A 20,872-nucleotide genomic window follows, 5' to 3' on the forward strand; every position below is an offset into this window, starting at 1 on the left:
ACAAAAAAAGGGGCGGTCGATTGTCGACCGCCCCAACTTATTTGCTTCCGGCCGAATTACGGCCAGTAGAACAAGGTCAGATCCACTGGCTTTTCTGTCCCGATCAGCGAGTAGTCAAAGACCGGCGTGTCGTTGAGGTCGTTCAACCCCGATACCGCATACCCTTCCGTTGGCATGTAGTTCACATCAAAGTTCAGATCATAGTCTTCGTTTTCGTCGTGAAACGCGATCACAGCGAAATACCCGTTGTCGAGATCGGGGAAGTCGAACCGGACCGGCTTTTCGGAGGCAGGTGCCTCAAGATAGCCAGCGGCCTTGGAATATTCCAAGTTGTCGAAGGCCGCCGCCTGATCAAAGGCCATAACGATCACGTTGCCCTTGGTACTGCGCGCTCCGTGCAGATTGACAGTCAAGCCCTTGTCTTGCGACGTCGCAGTGGTCGAAGCCGCGGCTTGGTCAATTTCTGTGGTGAACCCCGAGGCAACCCAGGCACCTCCGACAAACAGACCTGCCGTCACGATGGCCGCCACGATGCGTTGTGTGTTGCTTGGCATCTTTGTGCTCCTACGCGTTACTCAGCAGGTTTACTCTGTTTGCGACCGTTCTTCGGCTGCCAGCCCGGTGGCCCGAAGAAAACGCCCATCTTGTTACCGAACCCCGGCATGTTCCAGACATCCTTGAACAAGCGGGCAAAGCCGTGGAGGAAGGCGACGAATGGGTTGATCGAGTCGATTGGCTTGACGAGGCCATAGACAACTTCTTCTTTTTCTTCCTCGAACGTACCGAACATGCGGTCCCAGATGATCAGGATACCGGCATAGTTCTTGTCCAGGTATTTCGGGTTTGACCCATGGTGAACCCGGTGATGCGAAGGCGTGTTGAAGATGTACTCAATCGGGCGCCAAAGCTTTTTGATAACCTCGGTATGAAGCGCCGTCTGGTACAACTGCACCAAAAGCTCGGCAACCAGGACCATGAACGGGTTAAAGCCCAAAAGAACCAGCGGAATGTGAAAGAACAGCGGCCAAAACCCATCCAGCGGACCATGGCGATAGGCCACCGAAATATTGAAGAAAGGCGAGCTGTGGTGAACCGAATGCGTGGCCCAGAGGAAGTTTATCCGGTGCAGGATACGGTGTTCCCAATAGTATGCCAGATCGGCAAGGATCAGAACGATGATGAACGACGCCCAGGTGGTCGGGATATCAAACACGGCAAATTGCGACGCCCAAACATAGGCACCGATGTAGAAACCGGCCAACAGAACAAAGCTGATACCGATGAAGAAAACGAGCGTGATGAAGTTGGTGACGGTGTCGCCCATCATCTGCCAGTTCAGTTTTTTGACCACGGCATAGCGGATCAGCTCAAAGGCCAGGAAGGCCATAGCGAAGACGAAGAACCAGTCGTCGATCAAGGTTTCCCAGTAATTCAAATGAAAATCACTGATATGGCGGCTTAGGAAGTCCATCGAAGTGTTCCGATTCCCGTTTGTTGTCATATGTGACAGCTTATTTACGAAGCCACAGTCAAAATTCAAGGACCTGATGCCGAAAAAAGGCGTATTCCCGCAAACCTAATACTGTCACAGGGGATAATATGCCTGAAAGCCTTGCCTTCAGACAAAAATTTATTGTGATCACTGACAGTATTTCAGTGAAGCTTCCCGAACAGGCTATCCAGCGTATTCGCAGACTCTTTCAAACCATACGGTGCGTTCACAACAAACATTGCCGATCCGATCATGCCATGCCCTTCGCGCGCGACTGGAAAGCGCACCTCGTGATGCAGGACCTTTGGAAAATCCCGTTTCTTCAATGCGTCACGCATGGCCTGTTGCCGCCCATTGGCCAGTATCGGATACCACAGCGCAATCACACCCACGTTCCATTTGCGGTTCAGCGAAGCAATAAGGCCCGGCAACCGGTCATAATCGGATTTGATCTCATAACTTGGGTCAATCAGCAAAACGCCACGGCGCGGTGTTGGCGGAACAAGGGATTGGGCCAGTTCAAAGCCATCCTGCTGATAGGTCTTGGCCCCTGTCGTGATCAAAGCGTCAGACAGCGCCCGGTATTCCTGCGGGTGCAATTCAGCTAGGTGCATCTTGTCCTGTGGACGCAACAGGTTCGCTGCAATCAATGGCGACCCGGGATATGCGGATTTGCCATATCGATCGTGCACGGCGGCAATGGCCTGGCTTAGGGGATGACCGGCGTCAAACCAGCCTTCGGTCAACGCACGCTCTATTCCCGCTGCTGCTTCGCCGGTCTGAACGGCCTGATCCGAGTCCAACTGATACAGCCCGCGCCCTGAATGGGTTTCGATGTAGCTCAGCGGTTTGTCCTTCTGGGTCAGATAGGCCAGCGTTTCCGCCAAAATTGCGTGCTTATGGACGTCCGCAAGGTTACCTGCGTGGTAAATATGTTGATATGAGAGCATGTTGCCTTCTAAAGTCCCTAGCAAATAAGGCGGAAAGGTGCTGATTATCGCGGAATCAGCCCTTTTACCGGGCGAGTTGGCACCCTATAAGTCATCCGTCCCGGAACCGTCGAGTCGCGGGCAGTAGAAAAACCGACATACAGGATCAGGGGAAACATGGGGATCTTTGGCAATCTGGGCGGCCTGTTCACAGCGGACATGGCTATCGACCTTGGAACGGCAAATACGCTGGTTTACGTCAAAGGCCGCGGTGTGATCCTGTCTGAACCCTCGGTCGTGGCGTACCACGTCAAAGACGGTGTAAAGAAAGTTCTTGCCGTTGGCGAAGACGCAAAACTGATGCTGGGCCGGACGCCCGGTTCGATCGAAGCCATCCGCCCCATGCGTGAAGGTGTGATCGCGGACTTTGATACCGCCGAGGAAATGATCAAGCACTTCATTCGCAAAGTGCATAAGCGTTCAACATTCTCGAAACCCAAGATTATCGTCTGCGTCCCCCATGGCGCTACACCTGTTGAAAAGCGTGCGATCCGTCAGTCGGTTCTGTCCGCCGGCGCCCGCCGCGCCGGTCTGATTGCAGAACCGATTGCAGCCGCGATTGGTGCGGGCATGCCGATCACCGACCCGACCGGCAACATGGTCGTCGATATCGGCGGCGGCACCACCGAGGTTGCGGTTCTTTCACTGGGCGACATCGTCTATGCCCGCTCGGTCCGCGTTGGCGGCGACCGTATGGACGAAGCCATCATCTCGTACCTGCGTCGCCAGCAGAACCTGCTGGTCGGTGAATCCACGGCCGAGCGCATCAAGACCACCATCGGCACCGCCCGCATGCCCGACGACGGCCGCGGCCAGTCGATGCACATCCGTGGCCGCGACCTGCTGAACGGCGTCCCGAAGGAAATTGAGATCAGCCAGGCCCAAGTGGCAGAAGCTTTGTCAGAACCCGTCCAGCAGATTTGCGAAGCGGTGATGACCGCGTTGGAAACCACTCCGCCTGATCTGGCGGCAGATATCGTTGACCGTGGCGTGATGCTGACTGGTGGTGGTGCGCTGCTGGGCGATCTGGATCTGGCACTGCGCGAACAAACTGGCCTGGCCGTGTCGATTGCCGATGAAAGCCTGAATTGTGTGGCTTTGGGCACCGGCAAGGCGCTGGAATACGAAAAACAACTGCGCCACGCGATTGACTACGAAAGCTAAGGCGCGCACCCTTTACCACGTAGGGTAAATTCGGCACGAGCAGCACGGGAAGGTAACCTGTGGCAAAAGACCGATCACAGCGCGATGAATACACGACCCCCTTGCGCCGCTTGCTGCTGGGGATCGTAGTGCTGTGCCTGTTGGGTATCTTTCTGATCTGGCGGATCGACAGCCCGCGCGTGGAGCGGTTTCGCGCGCAGGTCGTTGACAGAGTTGTGCCGTCGATGGAATGGGCCATGGTTCCGGTCACCGCCGCTGTCAATCTGGTGCGCGACTTCCAAAGCTACCAACGGCTGAGCGACCAGAATCAGGAACTGCGCAGCGAGTTGCGCATCATGCGTGCCTGGAAAGAGGCCGCGTTGCAGCTGGAGCAGGAAAATGCCCGGCTTCTGGACCTGAACAATGTCCGGCTGGACCCGCGCCTCACCTATATCACCGGGGTGGTCATGGCCGATAGCGGCTCACCTTTCCGCCAGTCAGTCCTGTTGAACGTGGGTGAGAGAGATGGGATCAGAGACGGTTGGGCCACCATGGACGGGATCGGCGTTGTCGGGCGCATCTCGGGCGTTGGCCCGGACACTGCGCGCGTTATTCTGATGACCGACGCGTCCAGCGCAATACCAGCCACAATTCAGCCGTCAGGCCAAACCGCCCTGATCACCGGCGACAACACCCAATCCCCATCGGTGGAGTTTCTCGAGAACCGCGAACTGGTCCGCCCTGGCGATCGGGTGGTGACCTCGGGCGATGGCGGTGTGTTCCCCGGCGGCCTGTTGATCGGGCAGATTACAGAAGACCCTGGCGGGCGTTTGCGGGTGCGTCTATCGGCGGATTTCGAACGGCTTGAGTTCCTTCGGGTTCTGCGCTTCCACTCTGCCCCCGCAATCTCTGATCCCGGAGGCATTGTGGGCCCGCGGCAACCCGAAGCCGCCCTGACCCCGCCGGAGGTCGGCGATGGATAGGCAAGCCTCGCATCTTTGGATCAAACGCAGTTTGTTCGTGTTTCTGGCGGTTTTGATCGTGTTCCTGCATCTCCTGCCTCTGGATACACAGCCGGATCGTTGGCCGTTTCCAGACCTTTTGATCGCCTTAACTTTTGCTTGGGTTCTTCGCCGACCGGAATACGTTCCCATTTTCCTGATTGCTGCGGTGATGCTGATGGCCGATTTACTGTTGCAACGACCTCCGGGCCTGCTGGCCGCGCTGGTGGTTCTGGGGACCGCGTATCTACGCTCGGCTGCGCCCGGAATGCGCGATGCCGGGTTTATGGCGGAATGGACAACAGTTGCCGTGGTGATTGCAGGAGTTTTCGCTTTGAACCGGGTCGTTCTTGCTATTCTATCGGTACAGCAAGCAGCCTTGGGTCCTGTGGTGATACAAGTTGTTCTGACAATCGCGGTGTATCCCCTTATCGTTCTTCTCAGCCAAAATGTGCTGGGTGTTCGACGCGTGTCAGTGTCTGATCCTGGTACAAGGAGGGCGCAGGCATGAATCAGCGCAATCCCAAAACACAAGGACTGGCCTATAAACGCCTGCCCCGCCGCGCGTTGATCGTGGGCGGATTACAGGCTGCGTTTATTGGTGGCCTGGCAGCTCGAATGCGCTTCATGCAAGTGGAACAGGCGGACGAGTATCGCCTGCTGGCCGAAGAAAACCGGATCAACATCCGTTTGATCCCCCCAACGCGCGGACGCATTTATGACCGCAACGGCCAGATCATCGGTCAGAATACGCAGGCGTACCGTATCGTTATGGTCCGAGAGGACGCGGGCGATGTCGACAAAGTCATCGCCAAGCTGTCAGAGCTTATCCCACTGACGCAGGAAGAGATTTCCCGCGCCAAGGCCGAGATGCGTCGGTCGGCCCCGTTCCTACCTGTTACACTGGCCGATCAGGTCACGTGGGAGGATATTTCCAAAGTCGCCGTCAATGCGCCTGCCCTGCCCGGCGTTACACCCGAAGTGGGCATGGCCCGTCAGTATCCCCGATACGAGGATTTCGCCCATGTCGTCGGCTATGTGGGGCCAGTCAGTGACTATGACCTCAGCCAGATTACAGACCCCGAACCGGTACTGCGCATCCCCCGGTTCCAGATCGGCAAGGTCGGGCTGGAGTCCAAGCAGGAAATCACCTTGCGCGGTAAAGCTGGCGCAAAACGTGTCGAGGTCAACGCCACAGGCCGTGTCATGCGCGAGCTTGACCGGCAAGAGGGTGAGGCCGGGGCCGATCTGCAATTGTCCGTAGATGCGGACCTTCAGCAATACGCCCAGGCGCGCCTGGCTGGCGAAAGCGCCGCTGCCGTCGTCATCGACTGTGAAACCGGGGATATCCGGGCTATCAGTTCTGCCCCCAGTTTCGACCCGAACCTGTTTGTCCGCGGGATATCGGTCGCGGATTACCGGACACTGACGGAAGACAAATATCGGCCGCTCGCCAACAAGACGGTTCAGGGGACTTATCCTCCAGGCTCGACCTTCAAAATGATCACTGCGCTTGCCGCGCTAGAGGCCGGGGTGGTTGGCCCTGGAAACACCGTTTATTGCCCCGGCCACCTGAAAGTCGGCAGCCGCCGCTTCCACTGCTGGAAGCGCGGCGGGCATGGCACGGTAGACCTGGAAACGTCACTGAAGCGCAGCTGCGACGTGTATTATTATGATGTGGCCTTGCGCACCGGTATCGACAAAATTTCTGAAATGGCGCGCACTTTCGGGCTGGGCGTCAAGCATGACATTCCGATGTCTGCCGTGGCTGCCGGACTGGCGCCCAATCAAGCGTGGAAACAGCGGGTGCATGGGCAGGACTGGTTGGTGGGCGACACGGCAAATGCCTCGATCGGTCAGGGCTTTATGCTAGCCTCTCCATTGCAACTGGCGGTCATGACAGCGCGGATTGCAACCGGCAGGTCGGTGACACCGCGGCTGGTGCGCTCGGTGAACGGCGTTGAACAGCCCTCGGGTGCGGGTGAGCCGCTGGCCGTCAACCGCTACAATCTGGAACAGGTGCGTCAGGCTATGTTCTCGGTTTCGAACAACCGACGCGGCACCGCCTACCGCAGCCGTATCATCGCCGATGAATTCCGAATGGCCGGAAAAACCGGCACCAGCCAAGTACGCAACATCACCAAGGCGGAACGCGCCGCCGGTGTGATACGCAACGAAGACCTGCCATGGGAACGCCGCGACCATGCATTGTTCGTAAGCTTTGCGCCCTATGACAACCCGAAATACGCCGTCGCGGTAGTGGTGGAACATGGCGGCGGCGGCTCGAAAGCTGCGGCCCCGGTCGCGCGAGACATCATGTTGCAGGCGTTATACAACGGCACTCCACCGCTTGAAGCCTACCCTGTTGCCGATCGCGAACGTATCAAGGAACAGCAGAAACGGCTTGAGGGCGACCGCCGCCCCAAAGCGCGACCTGATGAAAAGGACCGCGCATGAGCTATCTTGAGTACGCCGTCAAATCAACGCCAACGGGGTTTCGCAAGTTTCTCTACATGAACTGGCCGCTTACGCTGTTACTGATCAGTGTAGCCAGCGCCGGGTTCCTGATGCTGTATTCCGTTGCGGGTGGCTCATGGATGCCATGGGCCGAGCCTCAGATGGAGCGTTTCGGGCTAGGGCTGACCGTGATGTTCATCATCGCGTTGGTGCCGATCTGGTTCTGGCGCAACATGTCGGTATTGGCTTATCTTGGCGCGATCGTTCTTCTGGTGTTTGTGGAGCTTTTTGGCACCATCGGCATGGGCGCGCAGCGTTGGATCGACCTTGGGTTCATGAGGCTCCAACCGTCCGAAGTCATGAAGGTCGCGCTCGTCATGGTGCTGGCGGCCTATTACGACTGGCTGCCCTCACATAAGACGTCACGCCCTTTGTGGGTTCTGATTCCAGTCGTCCTGATCCTGATCCCAACGGCCATGGTTCTGAAACAGCCCGACCTCGGCACCTCGATCCTGCTATTGGCCGCGGGCGGTGGGCTGATGTTTCTGGCCGGTGTTCATTGGGCGTACTTCGCTGCGGTCATAGCCGCGGTGGTCGGCTTGATCGCCACCGTTTTCAACAGCCGTGGCACGGATTGGCAACTGCTTAAGGACTATCAGTTCCGCCGTATCGACACGTTTCTGGACCCTTCAACCGACCCACTGGGGGCGGGCTATCACATCACGCAATCCAAAATTGCGCTAGGATCGGGTGGCTGGAATGGGCGTGGGTTCATGCAAGGCACACAATCGCGCCTGAACTTTCTGCCTGAAAAACACACTGATTTCATTTTCACCACACTGGCTGAGGAGTTCGGCTTCGTTGGCGGTATCACTCTGCTGGTTTTATACGGCCTGATCCTTATCTTCTGTCTGGTCACCGCTTTGTCCACCAAAGACCGGTTTTCCTCACTGGTCACGCTGGGCATTGCCCTGAACTTCTTCCTGTTTTTCGCCGTCAACATGTCCATGGTCATGGGTCTTGCGCCAGTTGTGGGCGTGCCCCTGCCGATGGTCAGCTATGGCGGGTCGGCCATGCTGGTTCTGATGGCCGCCTTCGGCATCGTCCAAAGCGCGCATATCCATCGCCCCCGTTAATCTGAAAGGCCCTTCATGCCCGTCAACGTCCTGTTTTCTGCGCGCCCTGAACAATGGCCTGTGTATGAACCCCTGCTGTCAGAAGGGTTAACTCGGGCAGGTCTGGATTTTCGGCTGGCAATCGAGTTTGAGCCGGATCAGGTCGACTACGTCGTTTACGCGCCTACAAGCGGGCTGCTGGATTTTACGCCCTACACGCGCCTGAAGGCGGTCCTAAGCCTGTGGGCCGGTGTTGAGAAGATTGCCGGAAACGAAACACTGACCGTTCCATTGGCGCGGATGGTGGATCACGGGCTGATGCACGGCATGACGGAATGGGTCGTTGGGCAGGTGCTGCGCTATCATCTGGGCATGGACCGCTACATCACCGTACAGGACGGGGTTTGGACGCCCGAAGCCCCGCCGCTGGCAACCGAGCGGAATGTGTGCGTGCTGGGCCTTGGTGCGTTGGGAGAAGCCGCGGCAACCGCACTGGCCGCTCTGAACTTCAAAGTGACCGGTTGGAGCAGAACGGCAAAAGACATTCCCGAAGTGACCTGTTTGCACGGCGCAGATGGTCTTCGCGCAGCGTTGTCCAAGGCCGAGATCGTCGTTCTTCTGCTGCCAGATACCCCTGCGACGGTGAACGCGTTGAATGCGGACACGCTGGCTTTGCTGCCCAAAGGCGCGCGGATTATCAACCCAGGACGTGGTCCGTTGATCGACGACGACGCACTGCTCGCCGCGCTGGAGTCGGGACAAGTCGGCCACGCTACGCTGGACGTGTTTCGCGTGGAACCTCTGCCGCCAGAGCACCCGTACTGGGCTCATCCCAATGTAACCGTCACGCCGCATATTGCGTCGGAAACCCGCCCGGTAACCGCAGCTCAGGTGATCTGCCAGAACATTATCCGAGGTGAGGAAGGTAAACCCTTCCTGCACCTCGTTGACCGAAGCCTGGGTTACTGACGCGTCAGGCCGCGATAAGCCCACGCCCTTTCAACAGCGCTTCGACACCGGGTAACCGCCCACGGAACGCCAGATACAGATCTTCGGCTTCGCGCGAGCCGCCAGTGGACAGGATGTTATCCTCCAGCGCCTTGGCGCGGTCAGGATCAAAAGCTCCGCCAGCTTCTTCAAAGGAGGCGAAGGCGTCTGCGTCCATGACCTCTGACCACATGTAGCTATAGTAGCCCGAGCTATAACCGTCGCCCGCAAAGACATGCGCGAAATGCGGTGTTGCATGGCGCATACCAATGGCCTGGGGCATCCCGATGTCGGCCAGAACTTCGCTCTGTTTCGCCATCGGATCAGCTGGCGCTGCGCCCTCATGGAATGCCAGATCAACCAGCGCCGAAGCCACGTATTCCACAGTCTGGAACCCCTGATCAAAATTCGCAGCCTTCAGAACCTTGTCCAGCATCTCTTGAGGCATCGGCTCGCCGGTTTCAGCGTGCGTGGCGAATTCGGCCAGAACCTCAGGCACTTCCAACCAGTGCTCATAAAGCTGGCTGGGCAATTCTACGAAATCGCGCGCAACGCTGGTGCCCGAGATGCTTTCATAGGTCACGTTGGACAACATCTGATGCAGCGCGTGGCCGAACTCGTGAAACAGCGTCCGCGCATCGTCATAGGACAACAGCGCGGGGTCGCCTTTGGCGAAGTTGCAAACATTGATCACGATGGGGGCCTGAACCTTGGGGAACTTTGCCTGGCCCCGCATCGCGCTGCACCATGCGCCCGAACGTTTGGAGCCACGTGCAAAATAGTCACCAATGAACACCGCAATATGCTGCCCGTCACGCGTCACCTCCCATGACCGGCAATCGGGATGATAAAGCGGCACGTCCAGTGGGGTAAACTCAAGCCCGAACAAGCGGTTGGCGCAGGAAAAGGCCGCCTGGATCATGCGATCAAGTTGCAGGTAAGGTTTCAGCGCTGCCTCATCCAAATCATGTTCGGCCTTGCGGCGTTTTTCGGCGTAGTAGCGCCAGTCCCAAGCCTCGAGCGGGCCATTCACGCCATCCTCCTGCATCATCGCGGTCAGGATTTCTGCATCCGCATCCGCCCGCTTTTTTGCTGGTTCCCAAACCTGCATCAACAGATCGCGAACACGGTCTGGCGTTCGGGCCATTTCGGTTTCCAGCTTGTAGTCCGCGAAACTGGAATAACCCAAAAGCTTGGCCCGCTCTTCGCGTAGGCTCAGGATCTCGGCCGCAATCTCGCGGTTGTCCGTCTCGCCGCCATTGGCCCCGCGCGCGGTCCAGGCGCGATACGCCTTCTCGCGCAGATCGCGGCGTGGTGAGAATTGCAAAAAAGGAACGATCAACGACCGCGACAGAGTGACGACCGGCCCATCAGCCCCCTTCTCATCCCCGGCAGCACGAGCCGTATCCACAACGAAATCCGGCAATCCTTGCAGGTCATCCTCGGACAGGTTCATGAACCAGTCCCGTTCGTCGGCTAGAAGGTTCTGCGTGAACGAGGTTCCCAGCGAGGCAAGGCGCGACTTGATCTCTTGCATGCGGGTGTATTCATCGCCTTCCAATGCAGCGCCAGCACGTACGAAACCGCGATGGGTCAGCATCAACACGCGGGCCTGCTCATCGGTCAGGCTCAGTTCGTCCTTGCGCGCCCACAGATCCGCCACGCGCTGGAACAGCGCCTTGTTAGACGAAATACCTGAAAAATGCGCCGAGAGCTTCGGTGAGAACGCGCGTTGCAGTTCTTCCCGCGCCGGATTGCTGTCTGCGCCCGCGACTGTGAAAAAGACTGACAAAACCTTGTCCATCTGCTCTCCGGCGGCTTCAAGCGCCTCTATTGTATTGGCGAAACTGGCGGGTTCGGAACTGCTGGCAATCGCATCGATCTGCGCGTTGTGGGTCGCCATCGCCTTGTCCAAGGCGGGCGCAAAATCATCATCCGAAATATCAGCAAACGGGGCAATTTCGAACGGTGTCGTCCAGTCGGACAGGATCGGATTGGTCATGCGGATCTCCTTTGCCAATCAAGCTAGGGAGGCCGATAGGAATGGTCCAGAGGGGTGCCCGTGATACACCCATATTCTCATGCAAAAACCAGCCGCCCCGTACGGGGCCGGTACGCCAGCCAGTCAGATAAACGACAGAGGTGGCACCTAGATTGACTTACGCGTCTAGTGCACCGCATATGGGGCAATCTGAACGTCTGGCCAGAGTGATCTTGCGGCTTTCGCCATAAAGCGCGTCATAGATCAGCATTTCGCCACGCAGCGCCTGCCCGGCCTCCGTGATGACCTTGATCGTCTCAACCGCCATCATTGACCCCACCACGCCAGGCAGAGGGCCAATGACCCCCGCCTCGGCACAAGACGGGGCTAAGCCAGGGGCCGGTGCCTCGGGGAAGATACACTGATAGCAGGGGGTTTCGCTGGCTGGATCAAAGACGCTCAGCTGACCTTCCCATTGCGACAGGGCGCCTGAAATCAGCGGCTTGCCCTGCGCGACCGCAGTGCGATTGGCCAGATAGCGGGTATCGAAATTGTCAGTGCCGTCGAGGATCAGGTCAAAATCAGCAAACAGGTCCGCTGCAATCTCATCCGTCAGGCGGCGATGGTAGGGTAAAACAGTCACGTTCGGATTTTGCGCCTGCATGGCTTGCTGAGCCGAGAATACCTTGGGCATGCCGATATCGGCGTCGCGATGGATCACTTGCCGCTGCAGGTTGGCGTTTTCAACAACGTCGTCGTCGATCACCCCGATTGTTCCCACGCCAGCGGCCGCAAGATACTGCAGCGCGGGCGCTCCAAGCCCGCCCGCGCCAATCACCAGAACGCGGGCCTGTTTCATCTTTTTCTGCCCCGGCCCGCCAAGTTCACGCAGGACGATATGGCGGGCATACCGCTCCAACTCGGTCTCAGAGAACTTGTCAGGCTGCATAACGGATACCTCAGGTTGCCGTGGCGCGGCGCGATTGCGCAACGCTTTGAGCACCTTGCCATAGATCAGCACCAGCACCGCCACGCCACCCAGGATCAGCCACAAGGCCGCAGACCCACCGGTTGCCTCGCGCAGCGGGTGCCCATCCGGCAATGTCAGTTGGATAACAAGCACACCGGCCAGCAATACGCCGACCGACAGGTACCGCGCGTTTCGGGACACGCCGGCCATATACCCAATGCCCCACAAAGCAGCGGCAAGGATGAATACCAATAGCATCAGCCGCGTCCAGTCGAGCCAAAACCACCGGCTCCACGATCCGTATCGCTGAGCGCCTCAACCGGTTCAAACGCGGCCTGCACGACAGGCGCGACGACTAATTGCGCAATGCGTTCTCCGTGCGCAATCTCAAAGCTTTCCTGGCCGGCATTCAGCAATATTACACCTAAAGAGCCGCGATAGTCGCTGTCAATCGTGCCAGGCGTATTGGGAAGGGTGATCCCGTGTTTCAACGCCAGACCAGACCGGGGACGGACTTGCACCTCGTATCCATTGGGAATTTCGATCCGTAGCCCAGTGGGAATCAAAGCTCGCTGCCCCGGCGCCAGCGTGATCGACGCGCCATTCGGCAGGTTCGCCCGGACATCTGCGCCAGCCGCGCCACTCGTTTCATAAGACGGCAAGGCGATGGCCGGATCGGCCCCGTCTTCGCGGATCACACGAATTGCTACCATCACTGCACCTCTTGTTCAGCTTATCAGAGCGTCGGCGATCTTTTGCGCCAGACGTTGGGCCACGGCATCCTTGCCCATACGCGGCCATTCTTCGGCCCCATCGTCCGAGATCAGGGTGACCGCGTTTTCCGATCCTCCCATGATGCCCGTCGAAGGGCTGACATCATTGGCGACGATCCAGTCACAGCCCTTGCGCGCACGTTTCGCCGTAGCGTGTTCGATCACGTTGTCGGTTTCTGCGGCAAAGCCAACGACCAACGGCGGCCGACCTGACTCCAACCTGGACACGCGTTTCAGGATGTCCGGGTTCTCGGCAAATTCCAGCACTGGCAGGCCATCGCGGCTTTTCTTCAGTTTCTTGTCCGATGCCGCTGCCATACGCCAATCCGCGACCGCAGCAGCAAAGACACCTGCGTCCGCCGGAAGTGCAGCATCAACCGCGTCAGACATCTGCTGCGCGGTTTCCACGCGGATCACTTGCACACCTTCGGGTGGCGGAACATCGGCAGGGCCGGTAACAAAAACCACATCAGCACCCAACGCGGACAACGCCCGTGCCACCGCGGCGCCCTGCGCACCCGAGGACCGGTTGGCGATGTAGCGCACAGGGTCGATCGGTTCATGTGTCGGGCCGGATGTGACCAGAATACGCTTGCCCTTCAGGGGACCATTGCCAAGTTGTGCCTCGACCGCGGCCACGATCTCCAACGGTTCCGACATCCGGCCTGGGCCGTATTCTCCGCAGGCCATGTCACCCTCATTTGGGCCAACGAACCGGATACCATCTGCCTGCAACTGCTTGAGGTTGCGCTGTGTCGACGGATGATCCCACATGCGGACATTCATGGCCGGTGCGCACAAAACCGGAGTATCTGTCGCCATCAGCAAAGTTGAGGCCAGATCATTGGCCAATCCAGCCGCCATCTTTCCCATCATGTCCGCTGTTGCCGGGGCGACCACAACCAGATCGGCGGATCGCGACAGTTGGATATGGCCCATCTCTGCCTCATCGGTCAGGTCAAACAGATCGCGATAGACCTTCTCTCCGGCGAGTGCCGAGACCGACAGCGGGGTTACGAACTCTTCTGCCGCGCCAGTCAGAACCGGTGTCACCGAGGCACCGCGCTCTTTCAGCCGCCGGATCAGATCCAGCGACTTGTAGGCCGCGATCCCAGCGCCGATGATTAGAAGAATGCGTTTCGATGCCAGCATATTGTGCCCTTCCCGTCCCGGTCGGCCCGACATTAGGCAAGGCCAACAGACAGTTCCAGCAGTTAATTCCGTGTCTGGAATGCCAAACAGGGGTCTTCACGCTCGATGCCGGGGCTGTCGATCACTCCATCGAACTCACCGTCTATTGCGCCATCCTCGGACTGGCCCAGCACAAAAACTTTCAATCCGGGGCGCAGACGGGACAGAAAGGTTGGAATCCCCCTGTCCTTGCGAGCATGCCCGTTGCCAGTGATCACCGCTACGGGTCCGCCGGTATCATCCGCCGCGCGCAGGATAGCCCTTGTCAGAACCGCGTCACGCAACCTTTGGATAGCGACCAGTTGCGGTAGCGCCGACTCTGGTATCGCATTGCAGTGGGCGGAGAGTTGATCAGCCTCACGCGCGGCCTGCTCATCCTTCGGCAGTGGCACTGTCAGCCCATAGCGTGCGGCATCAGCACCCAGCGCCGTGGCGGCGCCACGTTCCATGGCTGCACGTGCTGCCGCTCGCGGAACCATGGCACCGTAGACCGGCGCGTCTGAAGCCTGAAAAACCGGGTAATACATACTGAGCGGAGGCCATCCGGATTCCAGCCATTTCAAAATTCTGGCAAGCTCTTCCGGATCGGAAACGGCCTTATCCGCCAGCCGCTGGGCACCCTCTTCCGTCACCATTTCCCAGACCACGGCTGAAGGGTCAATTGCCCTCAATGCTTCGGCCTGCACGATATGGTGCTGGGGGTTATCGTGAATTTCACCTAAGATCACGACATCTGCTGTCGTCATTGCGGACAAGACGTCTTCGGGGATCAATTCATCGGCATGGCCCGTCGAGGGCATAACCATCAGTGCACAAAGCAGAATCGCAAGATGTTTCATGCGATGAAGTGTTGCACCTCACGCGATTGAGCTTCAAGGTTCTTGCGCATTTTTACAAAGGCGGCGGCCTCAAGCTGACGCACGCGTTCCTTTGACAGGCCAAGTTCCTGTCCAAGGCTTTCCAGTGTTCGAGAGGGCTCGCGCAATTTGCGTTCCCGTACAATGAACCTTTCGCGATCGTTCAGTGCCTGCATGGCCGTCAAAAGCCATTCGCGCAATTGCTCGGTATCGTGGCTGTTTTCGACGGCTTCGGCAGCTTGCTCTCGCTCATCTTCAAGCGCGTCAATCCACTCCCGACCGTCTTCATCCGCCGATTGAATAGCATTCAAAGAGAAGTCGGAGCCCGACAAGCGGCCCTCCATCATCTCCACATCCCGCAACGGCACGCCGATTTCCGCGGCGATCATCTGATGCAGCTGATGTCGGTCCAGTTCCATTCCTTCGGTCGCAGCCTCCCGCTCCAGCCGGGCTTGGACACGACGCATGTTGAAAAACAGCGACTTTTGCGATGATGTCGATCCGGTCCGAACCATCGACCAGTTGCGCATCACGTAGTCCTGTATACTCGCCTTGATCCACCAGACTGCATAAGTCGAAAACCGCACGCCCCGGTCCGGGTCGAATTTGTCGGCAGCTTTCATCAACCCCAGACCGGCCTCCTGGATCAGATCATTCATCGGCGCGCCGTAACGTTTGAACTTGGCCGCCATCGAAATAGCTAACCGCATATAGGCCGTAATCAACCGATGAAGGGCTTGCTCATCGCGGTTATCCCGCCACGCATATGCCAGTTTAAGCTCGGTTTCCGCGTCCAGAAGTTCGGCTTTCATTGCCCTCCGGGACATCGAGAAGTCGTTCGCATTGTCCAGTGCCATTGAAACCTCCCCTTTTCACAGGCGCGGGCCGGGGTTGCTTTGCCGACCTATGATCGATACGCAAAACAAAACCGGGTGGATCACATGGAAGGTAATGATAGTGAGTCCGGATTTAACCTTTGTGTTGGGCGGCGCAGCCTCGGGCAAGTCGGCTTTTGCCGAGGAACTTATTGTTTCCTCAGGAAAAAAGAAAGTTTACCTTGCTACATCACAAGTGTTTGATGATGAGATGCGGGATAAGGTTCAGCGTCACATTTCCCAACGGGGACCGGGTTGGGAGACGATTGAGGCCCCTTTCGACCTAGGCCCGACGCTGGCGGATCTGGCTCCGAACTCTGCCTGCCTGATCGACTGCGCCACTATGTGGCTAACCAATCACCTGCTGGCGGAAAACGATCTGGAACAGGCACAAAGTGCGCTGCTGCAATCGCTGCGTTTGTGTCCTGCGCAGGTCGTCATCGTCTCGAACGAGGTTGGGCACGGGATCGTCCCGGAAAATGCGCTGTCCCGCCGCTTTCGCGAGGCACAGGGGAGGTTGAACATCGCTTTGGCCGCCGAGGCGGATCTGGTGGTAAAAGTCACGGCTGGCTTGCCGTTGGTATTAAAGGGACAACTGGATTGACACGTTTGCATCTTGTGCGTCACGGCCCGACCCACGCCAAAACGATGGTTGGTTGGTCTGACCTGCCTGCTGATCTAAGTGATCGGGCGGCCGTTGCCCGATTGCATGATCACCTGCCTGCGAACGCAATTGTCGTGTCTTCTGACCTGAGCCGCGCCGCCGATACTGCATCGGCCATTCAAGGGTCGCGGCGGCGGCTGCGGCATCAGCCCGCGCTGCGTGAAATCAATTTCGGCACATGGGAACTGCGCGCCTTCAAAGAGATTGAAGCAGAGGACCCTGAGCTTGCCTTTGCGTATTGGGACAACCCCGGCGACGTGCGCCCGCCAAAAGGGGAAAGCTGGAACGAAGTTCGTGAACGTGTCGACGCAACCGTTGATCAGTTGATCACGCAATACACAGGGTGCGATCTCGTGATCGTGGCGCATTTTGGCGTGATCCTGACTCAGGTTCAAAGGGCGCTGGACGTCGACGCGCAAGAGGCCTTCAGCCACCGCATCGACAATCTGTCTGTCACCGAAGTTACCCGTCACCAAGATCGCTGGTCTGTAGGGCGGATCAATCACCTCCCGTGATGCAACCGCGCACAAATCACTGATTTACTGAACGACCGCAGCACGCAATCATATTCTCATGACTTATGATTTGTTTATCGGAGACCGGCTGTTTTCCAGTTGGTCCATGCGCGGGTGGCTGATGCTGGAGAAGTTCGGCCTGCCTTTTCGATCTCACATGATCGGCCTCTATTCCGGCACCATGGCCGAGGATATGAAACCCCTTGCCCCGGCCCGCCTTGTGCCAGCCTTGCGATTGTCGGATGGCACGATTGTGGGTGAAAGCCTGGCGATGGCGGAAACACTGGCCGAGCTGCACCCCGAAGCCGGACTTTGGCCTGAGGACCCTGCCGCACGCGCCACCGCGCGATGGCTTTGCACGGAAATGGTGGCCGGGTTTGGTGCGTTGCGCGGTCAGTGCCCGATGCAGCTTAAACACTGTTGGCAAGGGTTCATTCCATCGGCAGAGACCCGCGCTGATCTGGCAAGAATCGAAACCTTGTGGGACCATGCTCGTGATGTGTCTGGAGCGGATTCCGGCCCTTTGTTCGGTAGCTATTCTTTGGCCGACGTATTCTATACGCCCGTCGCGGCGCGGATTATTGGCTATGGCTTGCCTGTGTCCGACGTCAGCCGGGATTATTGCCTGGAGTTGCTGTCAGATCTTTCGGTCCGCCAATGGCGCGCGATGGGTTTGACCATTCGATATGGTCCATTCCCATATCCACAGAACCTGCCTACGAACCCTTGGCCGATCAGTGTAACCACCGCAAAAATCGTCCAAAACGGCCCGACAATCAACGACACCTGCCCTTATTCAGGAAAGCCGGTCACCGCCGTCCTTGAACTGGATGGCCAACGCTGGGGGTTCTGCAATCGGTTCTGCCGCGACAAAACCGCCGCCGATCCAGATGCCTGGCCAAAATTCACGGCCATGGTCAGCTCTGTTAACGATTCTTAAACCGTGAACGTGGCAGCAACGACCTGTTAACCAAAAAGGTCGTTCATGGTTGCCCGTGCCCACACAGTCGCTTTTCAAGGGATCGATGCCCGCCCGGTTGAGGTGCAATGCGCAGTCTCGCCGGGCCTGCCCGCCTTTTCCATCGTCGGCCTGCCCGACAAAGCCGTGTCCGAAGCACGGGACCGCGTTCGCAGCGCGCTGAGCTCGATGGCGATTGCGTTGCCATCGAAGCGGATCACGATAAACCTGTCGCCTGCCGATTTGCCCAAGGAAGGAAGCCATTTCGACCTGCCGATTGCGGTCGCGTTGTTGTCCGCGTTGGAAATCATTCCTCGGGATGCGGCGGAAGGTTCGGTTTCACTGGGCGAGTTGTCACTGGACGGATCGCTGGTTCCTGTGGTCGGCGCGCTACCCGCCGCCATGACCGCCGCTTCTGAGGATCGGGCCTTGCTCTGCCCCCGTGCCTCCAGTGCTGAGGCCGCTTGGGTTGACGCAACGCAAGTGATTGGGGCTGGTTCACTTGGCGACGTGGTGCGCCATTTTTCAGGCCAGTCTCCTTTGTCCGCCGCGCTGCCGGGCGAAGTCAGCCTTGAGCCAAACGCGCGGGATCTACGTGACGTGAAGGGGCAAGAGCGCGCCAAGCGCGCGTTGGAAATCGCCGCAGCAGGCCGACATCACCTGATCATGACGGGTACGCCCGGGTCTGGGAAATCCATGTTAGCCGCAAGACTGCCCGGAATTTTGCCGCCACTCACGCCAGCTGAGGCATTGGAGACCTCAATGGTGCAGTCCCTGTGTGGGCTATTGGACGAAGGTGGGATCAGTCGCAGCCGCCCCTTTCGCGAACCGCATCACACGGCATCCATGGCCGCTATTGTCGGCGGCGGCAGGGGTGCCAAACCGGGCGAGATTTCATTGGCCCACAACGGCGTTCTGTTCATGGACGAGTTTCCCGAGTTTCCCCGTTCGGTTTTGGAAACCCTTCGGCAACCCATCGAAACCGGCGAAGTCATGGTCGCCCGCGCCAATGCCCATGTGAAGTACCCCTGCCGGTTCATGCTGGTCGCGGCGGCCAATCCTTGCAAATGCGGATACCTGACCGATCCTGGACGCGCCTGTTCCCGTGCACCTGTATGCGGGGAGGATTATCTGAGCCGAATCTCGGGTCCTCTGATGGATCGGTTCGACCTGCGGATCGAGGTTCCACCGGTCGGGTTCACCGATCTGGACCTGCCACCTTCAGGCGACAGCTCGGTCACCGTTGCCGCACGCGTCGAAGAAGCCCGCGCCATTCAGGCCGAGCGGTTTTGCGATATGCCGTCCACGCACCAGAACGCGGATGTGGAAGGCAAGTTGCTGGACGAAATCGCGGCCCCGGATGCCGAGGGCAAAGACCTGTTGCTGAAGGCGGCCGAACGATTTGGTCTGTCGGCCCGTGCCTTTCACCGCATCCTGCGCGTCGCGCGCACGATCGCTGATCTGGACGGGGCACCGGATGTCCGACGCCCCCACGTGGCCGAAGCACTGAGCTTTCGCATTAGCGCCAAGGCGGCACTTTAGAGTTTCGCCTCGATCGCCTGCCAGATCTTTTCTGCGATGTTGACGCCGTTGAACCGCTCCAGCTCTTGAATGCCGGTTGGCGAGGTCACGTTAATCTCAGTCAGGTAATCGCCGATCACGTCGATGCCAACGAAGATCTGGCCTTTTTCTTTCAGCAGCGGACCAATCGCGGCACAGATTTCTAGATCGCGCTCGGACAGGCCAATTTTCTCAGGGCGACCGCCCACATGCATGTTGGAGCGTGTTTCACCCGCAGCCGGAACACGGTTGATTGCACCTACGGCCTCACCATCGACCAGAATCACGCGTTTGTCGCCATTGCTGACATCCGGCAGGAACTTCTGAACGATCAGCGGCTCGCGGGAGAACCCGGTGAACAGCTCGTGCAGTGATGTCAGGTTGCGGTCATTGGCATCCAGCCGGAACACGCCAGCACCACCATTTCCGTAAAGCGGTTTCAGGATGACGTCGCCGTGCTTTTCCTTGAACGCCTTGATGGTCGTGAGGTCCCGCGCAATCGTTGTTGGTGGCGTCAGGTCAGGGAAATCCAGAACGAGCAGCTTTTCAGGATAATTCCGTACCCAGAACGGATCGTTCACCACCAATGCTTGCCCTTTTAGACGGTCCAACAGGTGGGTCGATGTGATGTAGTGCATGTCGAACGGCGGGTCCTGACGCAGCCAGATCACGTTGAAATCGGCCAGATCCACTTCGCGCTCGGGTCCAAGTTCTGCCGGATTGCCCGCCACGCGCTGAACTTTCATGTCCTGACCGCGCGCGGTGATCCGCCCTTCCTGATACGCCAGTTGATCCGGGCTGTAGAAGAACAGGGTATGCCCGCGCGCCTGCGCCTCTTCGGCCAGACGGAATGAGCTGTCGGCGTTGATATCCACGGCCCCGATCGGGTCCATCTGAAAGGCGATTTTCATGGCGTGTCCCTCAGTTTCACGCCAGATACATGGCCCAGCAACGTCGGGGGTTCAATGGGGATCAGGCCAAACCAAAGGCGTTTTCGATAATTTGAACTGCGCCCGAGGCATCCACCAAAGCCGCGTCAAACCGCACATTAGTCAGTTGCCCGCTTGGTTCCGCCTCGAGGAATTGGGCCGCTGAGGCGCAAATCCTATCCATCTGGCGCCGATTGATCCGGCTTGCCGCGACGTGAAAGCTGCTGCTTTTTTTCACCTCGACGAAAATGACGCCGTCCGCATGACGCGCAATCAGGTCGATCTCTCCGCCTGCCCCGCGCCAGCGACGGTGAGCAATGGAAAAGCCACGCCGTTCGTACTCGGCTGCGACCTGCTGCTCTGCCGCCTGCCCGGCATGATAGGATACCGAGCTTCGAACGCATCGTGCGGCCAT

At 58.4% G+C, this 20,872-nt stretch carries 21 protein-coding genes; 10 read left to right on the top strand and 11 right to left on the bottom strand.

Going from position 1 to position 20,872, the window contains the following annotated elements:
* Nucleotides 1–56: 56 nt before the first annotated feature.
* The 3 genes from GOW16_RS11365 to GOW16_RS11375 form a co-directional block, all read right to left on the bottom strand.
* A complete protein-coding gene (locus GOW16_RS11365; RefSeq protein ID WP_170414850.1) occupies nucleotides 57–554 on the bottom strand; it encodes a DUF2141 domain-containing protein in 498 nt (165 codons plus the stop codon).
* Nucleotides 555–571: 17 nt separating this feature from the next.
* A complete protein-coding gene (locus tag GOW16_RS11370) occupies nucleotides 572–1,471 on the bottom strand; it encodes a sterol desaturase family protein (protein ID WP_170414852.1) in 900 nt (299 codons plus the stop codon).
* A gap of 182 nt (nucleotides 1,472–1,653) precedes the next feature.
* Nucleotides 1,654–2,442, bottom strand: a complete 789-nt coding sequence (locus GOW16_RS11375) for a 23S rRNA (adenine(2030)-N(6))-methyltransferase RlmJ (RefSeq protein ID WP_170414854.1) — start codon at nucleotides 2,440–2,442, stop codon at nucleotides 1,654–1,656.
* Nucleotides 2,443–2,598: 156 nt separating this feature from the next.
* Between GOW16_RS11375 and GOW16_RS11380 the strand changes: the two genes are divergently transcribed.
* From GOW16_RS11380 to GOW16_RS11405, 6 genes are read left to right on the top strand one after another with little or no spacing between them, the layout of a single operon-like run.
* The gene (locus GOW16_RS11380; protein ID WP_039523195.1) at nucleotides 2,599–3,645 is read left to right on the top strand and encodes a rod shape-determining protein; all 1,047 of its coding nucleotides are present in this window, start codon (nucleotides 2,599–2,601) and stop codon (nucleotides 3,643–3,645) included.
* Between the two features lie 59 nt (nucleotides 3,646–3,704).
* Complete coding sequence (gene mreC / locus GOW16_RS11385; RefSeq protein WP_170414856.1) at nucleotides 3,705–4,607, top strand: rod shape-determining protein MreC; 903 nt, start codon at nucleotides 3,705–3,707, stop codon at nucleotides 4,605–4,607.
* Nucleotides 4,600–5,136, top strand: coding sequence for a rod shape-determining protein MreD (locus tag GOW16_RS11390; protein WP_170414858.1), 537 nt, complete (start codon nucleotides 4,600–4,602; stop codon nucleotides 5,134–5,136). Before mreC ends, GOW16_RS11390 begins: the two co-directional genes overlap by 8 nt.
* Complete coding sequence (gene mrdA / locus GOW16_RS11395; protein ID WP_170414861.1) at nucleotides 5,133–7,082, top strand: penicillin-binding protein 2; 1,950 nt, start codon at nucleotides 5,133–5,135, stop codon at nucleotides 7,080–7,082. The genes GOW16_RS11390 and mrdA overlap by 4 nt, the downstream gene beginning before the upstream one ends.
* Nucleotides 7,079–8,218: a rod shape-determining protein RodA gene (gene rodA / locus GOW16_RS11400; RefSeq protein WP_170414864.1), complete on the top strand. Its 1,140-nt coding sequence runs from the start codon at nucleotides 7,079–7,081 to the stop codon at nucleotides 8,216–8,218. Before mrdA ends, rodA begins: the two co-directional genes overlap by 4 nt.
* A 15-nt stretch (nucleotides 8,219–8,233) precedes the next feature.
* Nucleotides 8,234–9,166, top strand: coding sequence for a 2-hydroxyacid dehydrogenase (locus GOW16_RS11405; RefSeq protein ID WP_170414867.1), 933 nt, complete (start codon nucleotides 8,234–8,236; stop codon nucleotides 9,164–9,166).
* 4 nt (nucleotides 9,167–9,170) lie between these two features.
* Here GOW16_RS11405 and GOW16_RS11410 read toward each other — a convergent pair whose 3' ends face one another.
* From GOW16_RS11410 to GOW16_RS11435, 6 genes are all read right to left on the bottom strand, one after another.
* A complete protein-coding gene (locus GOW16_RS11410; RefSeq protein WP_170414870.1) occupies nucleotides 9,171–11,186 on the bottom strand; it encodes a M3 family metallopeptidase in 2,016 nt (671 codons plus the stop codon).
* A gap of 157 nt (nucleotides 11,187–11,343) precedes the next feature.
* Nucleotides 11,344–12,393: a HesA/MoeB/ThiF family protein gene (locus GOW16_RS11415; RefSeq protein ID WP_170414873.1), complete on the bottom strand. Its 1,050-nt coding sequence runs from the start codon at nucleotides 12,391–12,393 to the stop codon at nucleotides 11,344–11,346.
* Entirely contained in the window at nucleotides 12,393–12,848 is a 456-nt protein-coding gene (dut, locus tag GOW16_RS11420; RefSeq protein ID WP_170414877.1) for a dUTP diphosphatase, read from the bottom strand. The genes GOW16_RS11415 and dut overlap by 1 nt, the downstream gene beginning before the upstream one ends.
* Before the next feature lie 15 nt (nucleotides 12,849–12,863).
* Entirely contained in the window at nucleotides 12,864–14,060 is a 1,197-nt protein-coding gene (coaBC, locus tag GOW16_RS11425; protein ID WP_170414879.1) for a bifunctional phosphopantothenoylcysteine decarboxylase/phosphopantothenate--cysteine ligase CoaBC, read from the bottom strand.
* Nucleotides 14,061–14,122: 62 nt separating this feature from the next.
* Complete coding sequence (locus tag GOW16_RS11430) at nucleotides 14,123–14,938, bottom strand: ChaN family lipoprotein (protein ID WP_170414882.1); 816 nt, start codon at nucleotides 14,936–14,938, stop codon at nucleotides 14,123–14,125.
* Nucleotides 14,935–15,813, bottom strand: coding sequence for an RNA polymerase factor sigma-32 (locus GOW16_RS11435; protein ID WP_170414884.1), 879 nt, complete (start codon nucleotides 15,811–15,813; stop codon nucleotides 14,935–14,937). The genes GOW16_RS11430 and GOW16_RS11435 overlap by 4 nt, the downstream gene beginning before the upstream one ends.
* 94 nt (nucleotides 15,814–15,907) lie before the next feature.
* On the opposite strand from GOW16_RS11435, the gene cobU reads away from it, so the two are divergent.
* From cobU to GOW16_RS11455, 4 genes are read left to right on the top strand one after another with little or no spacing between them, the layout of a single operon-like run.
* Nucleotides 15,908–16,435, top strand: coding sequence for a bifunctional adenosylcobinamide kinase/adenosylcobinamide-phosphate guanylyltransferase (gene cobU / locus GOW16_RS11440; RefSeq protein WP_254429748.1), 528 nt, complete (start codon nucleotides 15,908–15,910; stop codon nucleotides 16,433–16,435).
* The gene (locus GOW16_RS11445; RefSeq protein WP_170414892.1) at nucleotides 16,432–17,010 is read left to right on the top strand and encodes a histidine phosphatase family protein; all 579 of its coding nucleotides are present in this window, start codon (nucleotides 16,432–16,434) and stop codon (nucleotides 17,008–17,010) included. Before cobU ends, GOW16_RS11445 begins: the two co-directional genes overlap by 4 nt.
* Nucleotides 17,011–17,068: 58 nt before the next feature.
* Nucleotides 17,069–17,950 carry a glutathione S-transferase gene (locus GOW16_RS11450; RefSeq protein ID WP_170414898.1) on the top strand — a complete coding sequence of 294 codons (882 nt, stop codon included), beginning with the start codon at nucleotides 17,069–17,071 and terminating at the stop codon, nucleotides 17,948–17,950.
* 45 nt (nucleotides 17,951–17,995) lie between these two features.
* Nucleotides 17,996–19,510, top strand: a complete 1,515-nt coding sequence (locus tag GOW16_RS11455; protein WP_170414901.1) for a YifB family Mg chelatase-like AAA ATPase — start codon at nucleotides 17,996–17,998, stop codon at nucleotides 19,508–19,510.
* Here GOW16_RS11455 and gshB read toward each other — a convergent pair.
* Together gshB and GOW16_RS11465 are read right to left on the bottom strand one after the other, a co-directional pair.
* Nucleotides 19,507–20,439 carry a glutathione synthase gene (gene gshB / locus GOW16_RS11460; RefSeq protein ID WP_170414904.1) on the bottom strand — a complete coding sequence of 311 codons (933 nt, stop codon included), beginning with the start codon at nucleotides 20,437–20,439 and terminating at the stop codon, nucleotides 19,507–19,509. The genes GOW16_RS11455 and gshB overlap by 4 nt on opposite strands.
* 61 nt (nucleotides 20,440–20,500) lie before the next feature.
* On the bottom strand, nucleotides 20,501–20,872 hold the full coding sequence (locus tag GOW16_RS11465; protein ID WP_170414907.1) for a YraN family protein: 372 nt from the start codon (nucleotides 20,870–20,872) through the stop codon (nucleotides 20,501–20,503).

It is taken from the genome of Ruegeria atlantica (genome assembly GCF_013033965.1).
GTDB lineage: Bacteria > Pseudomonadota > Alphaproteobacteria > Rhodobacterales > Rhodobacteraceae > Ruegeria > Ruegeria atlantica_D.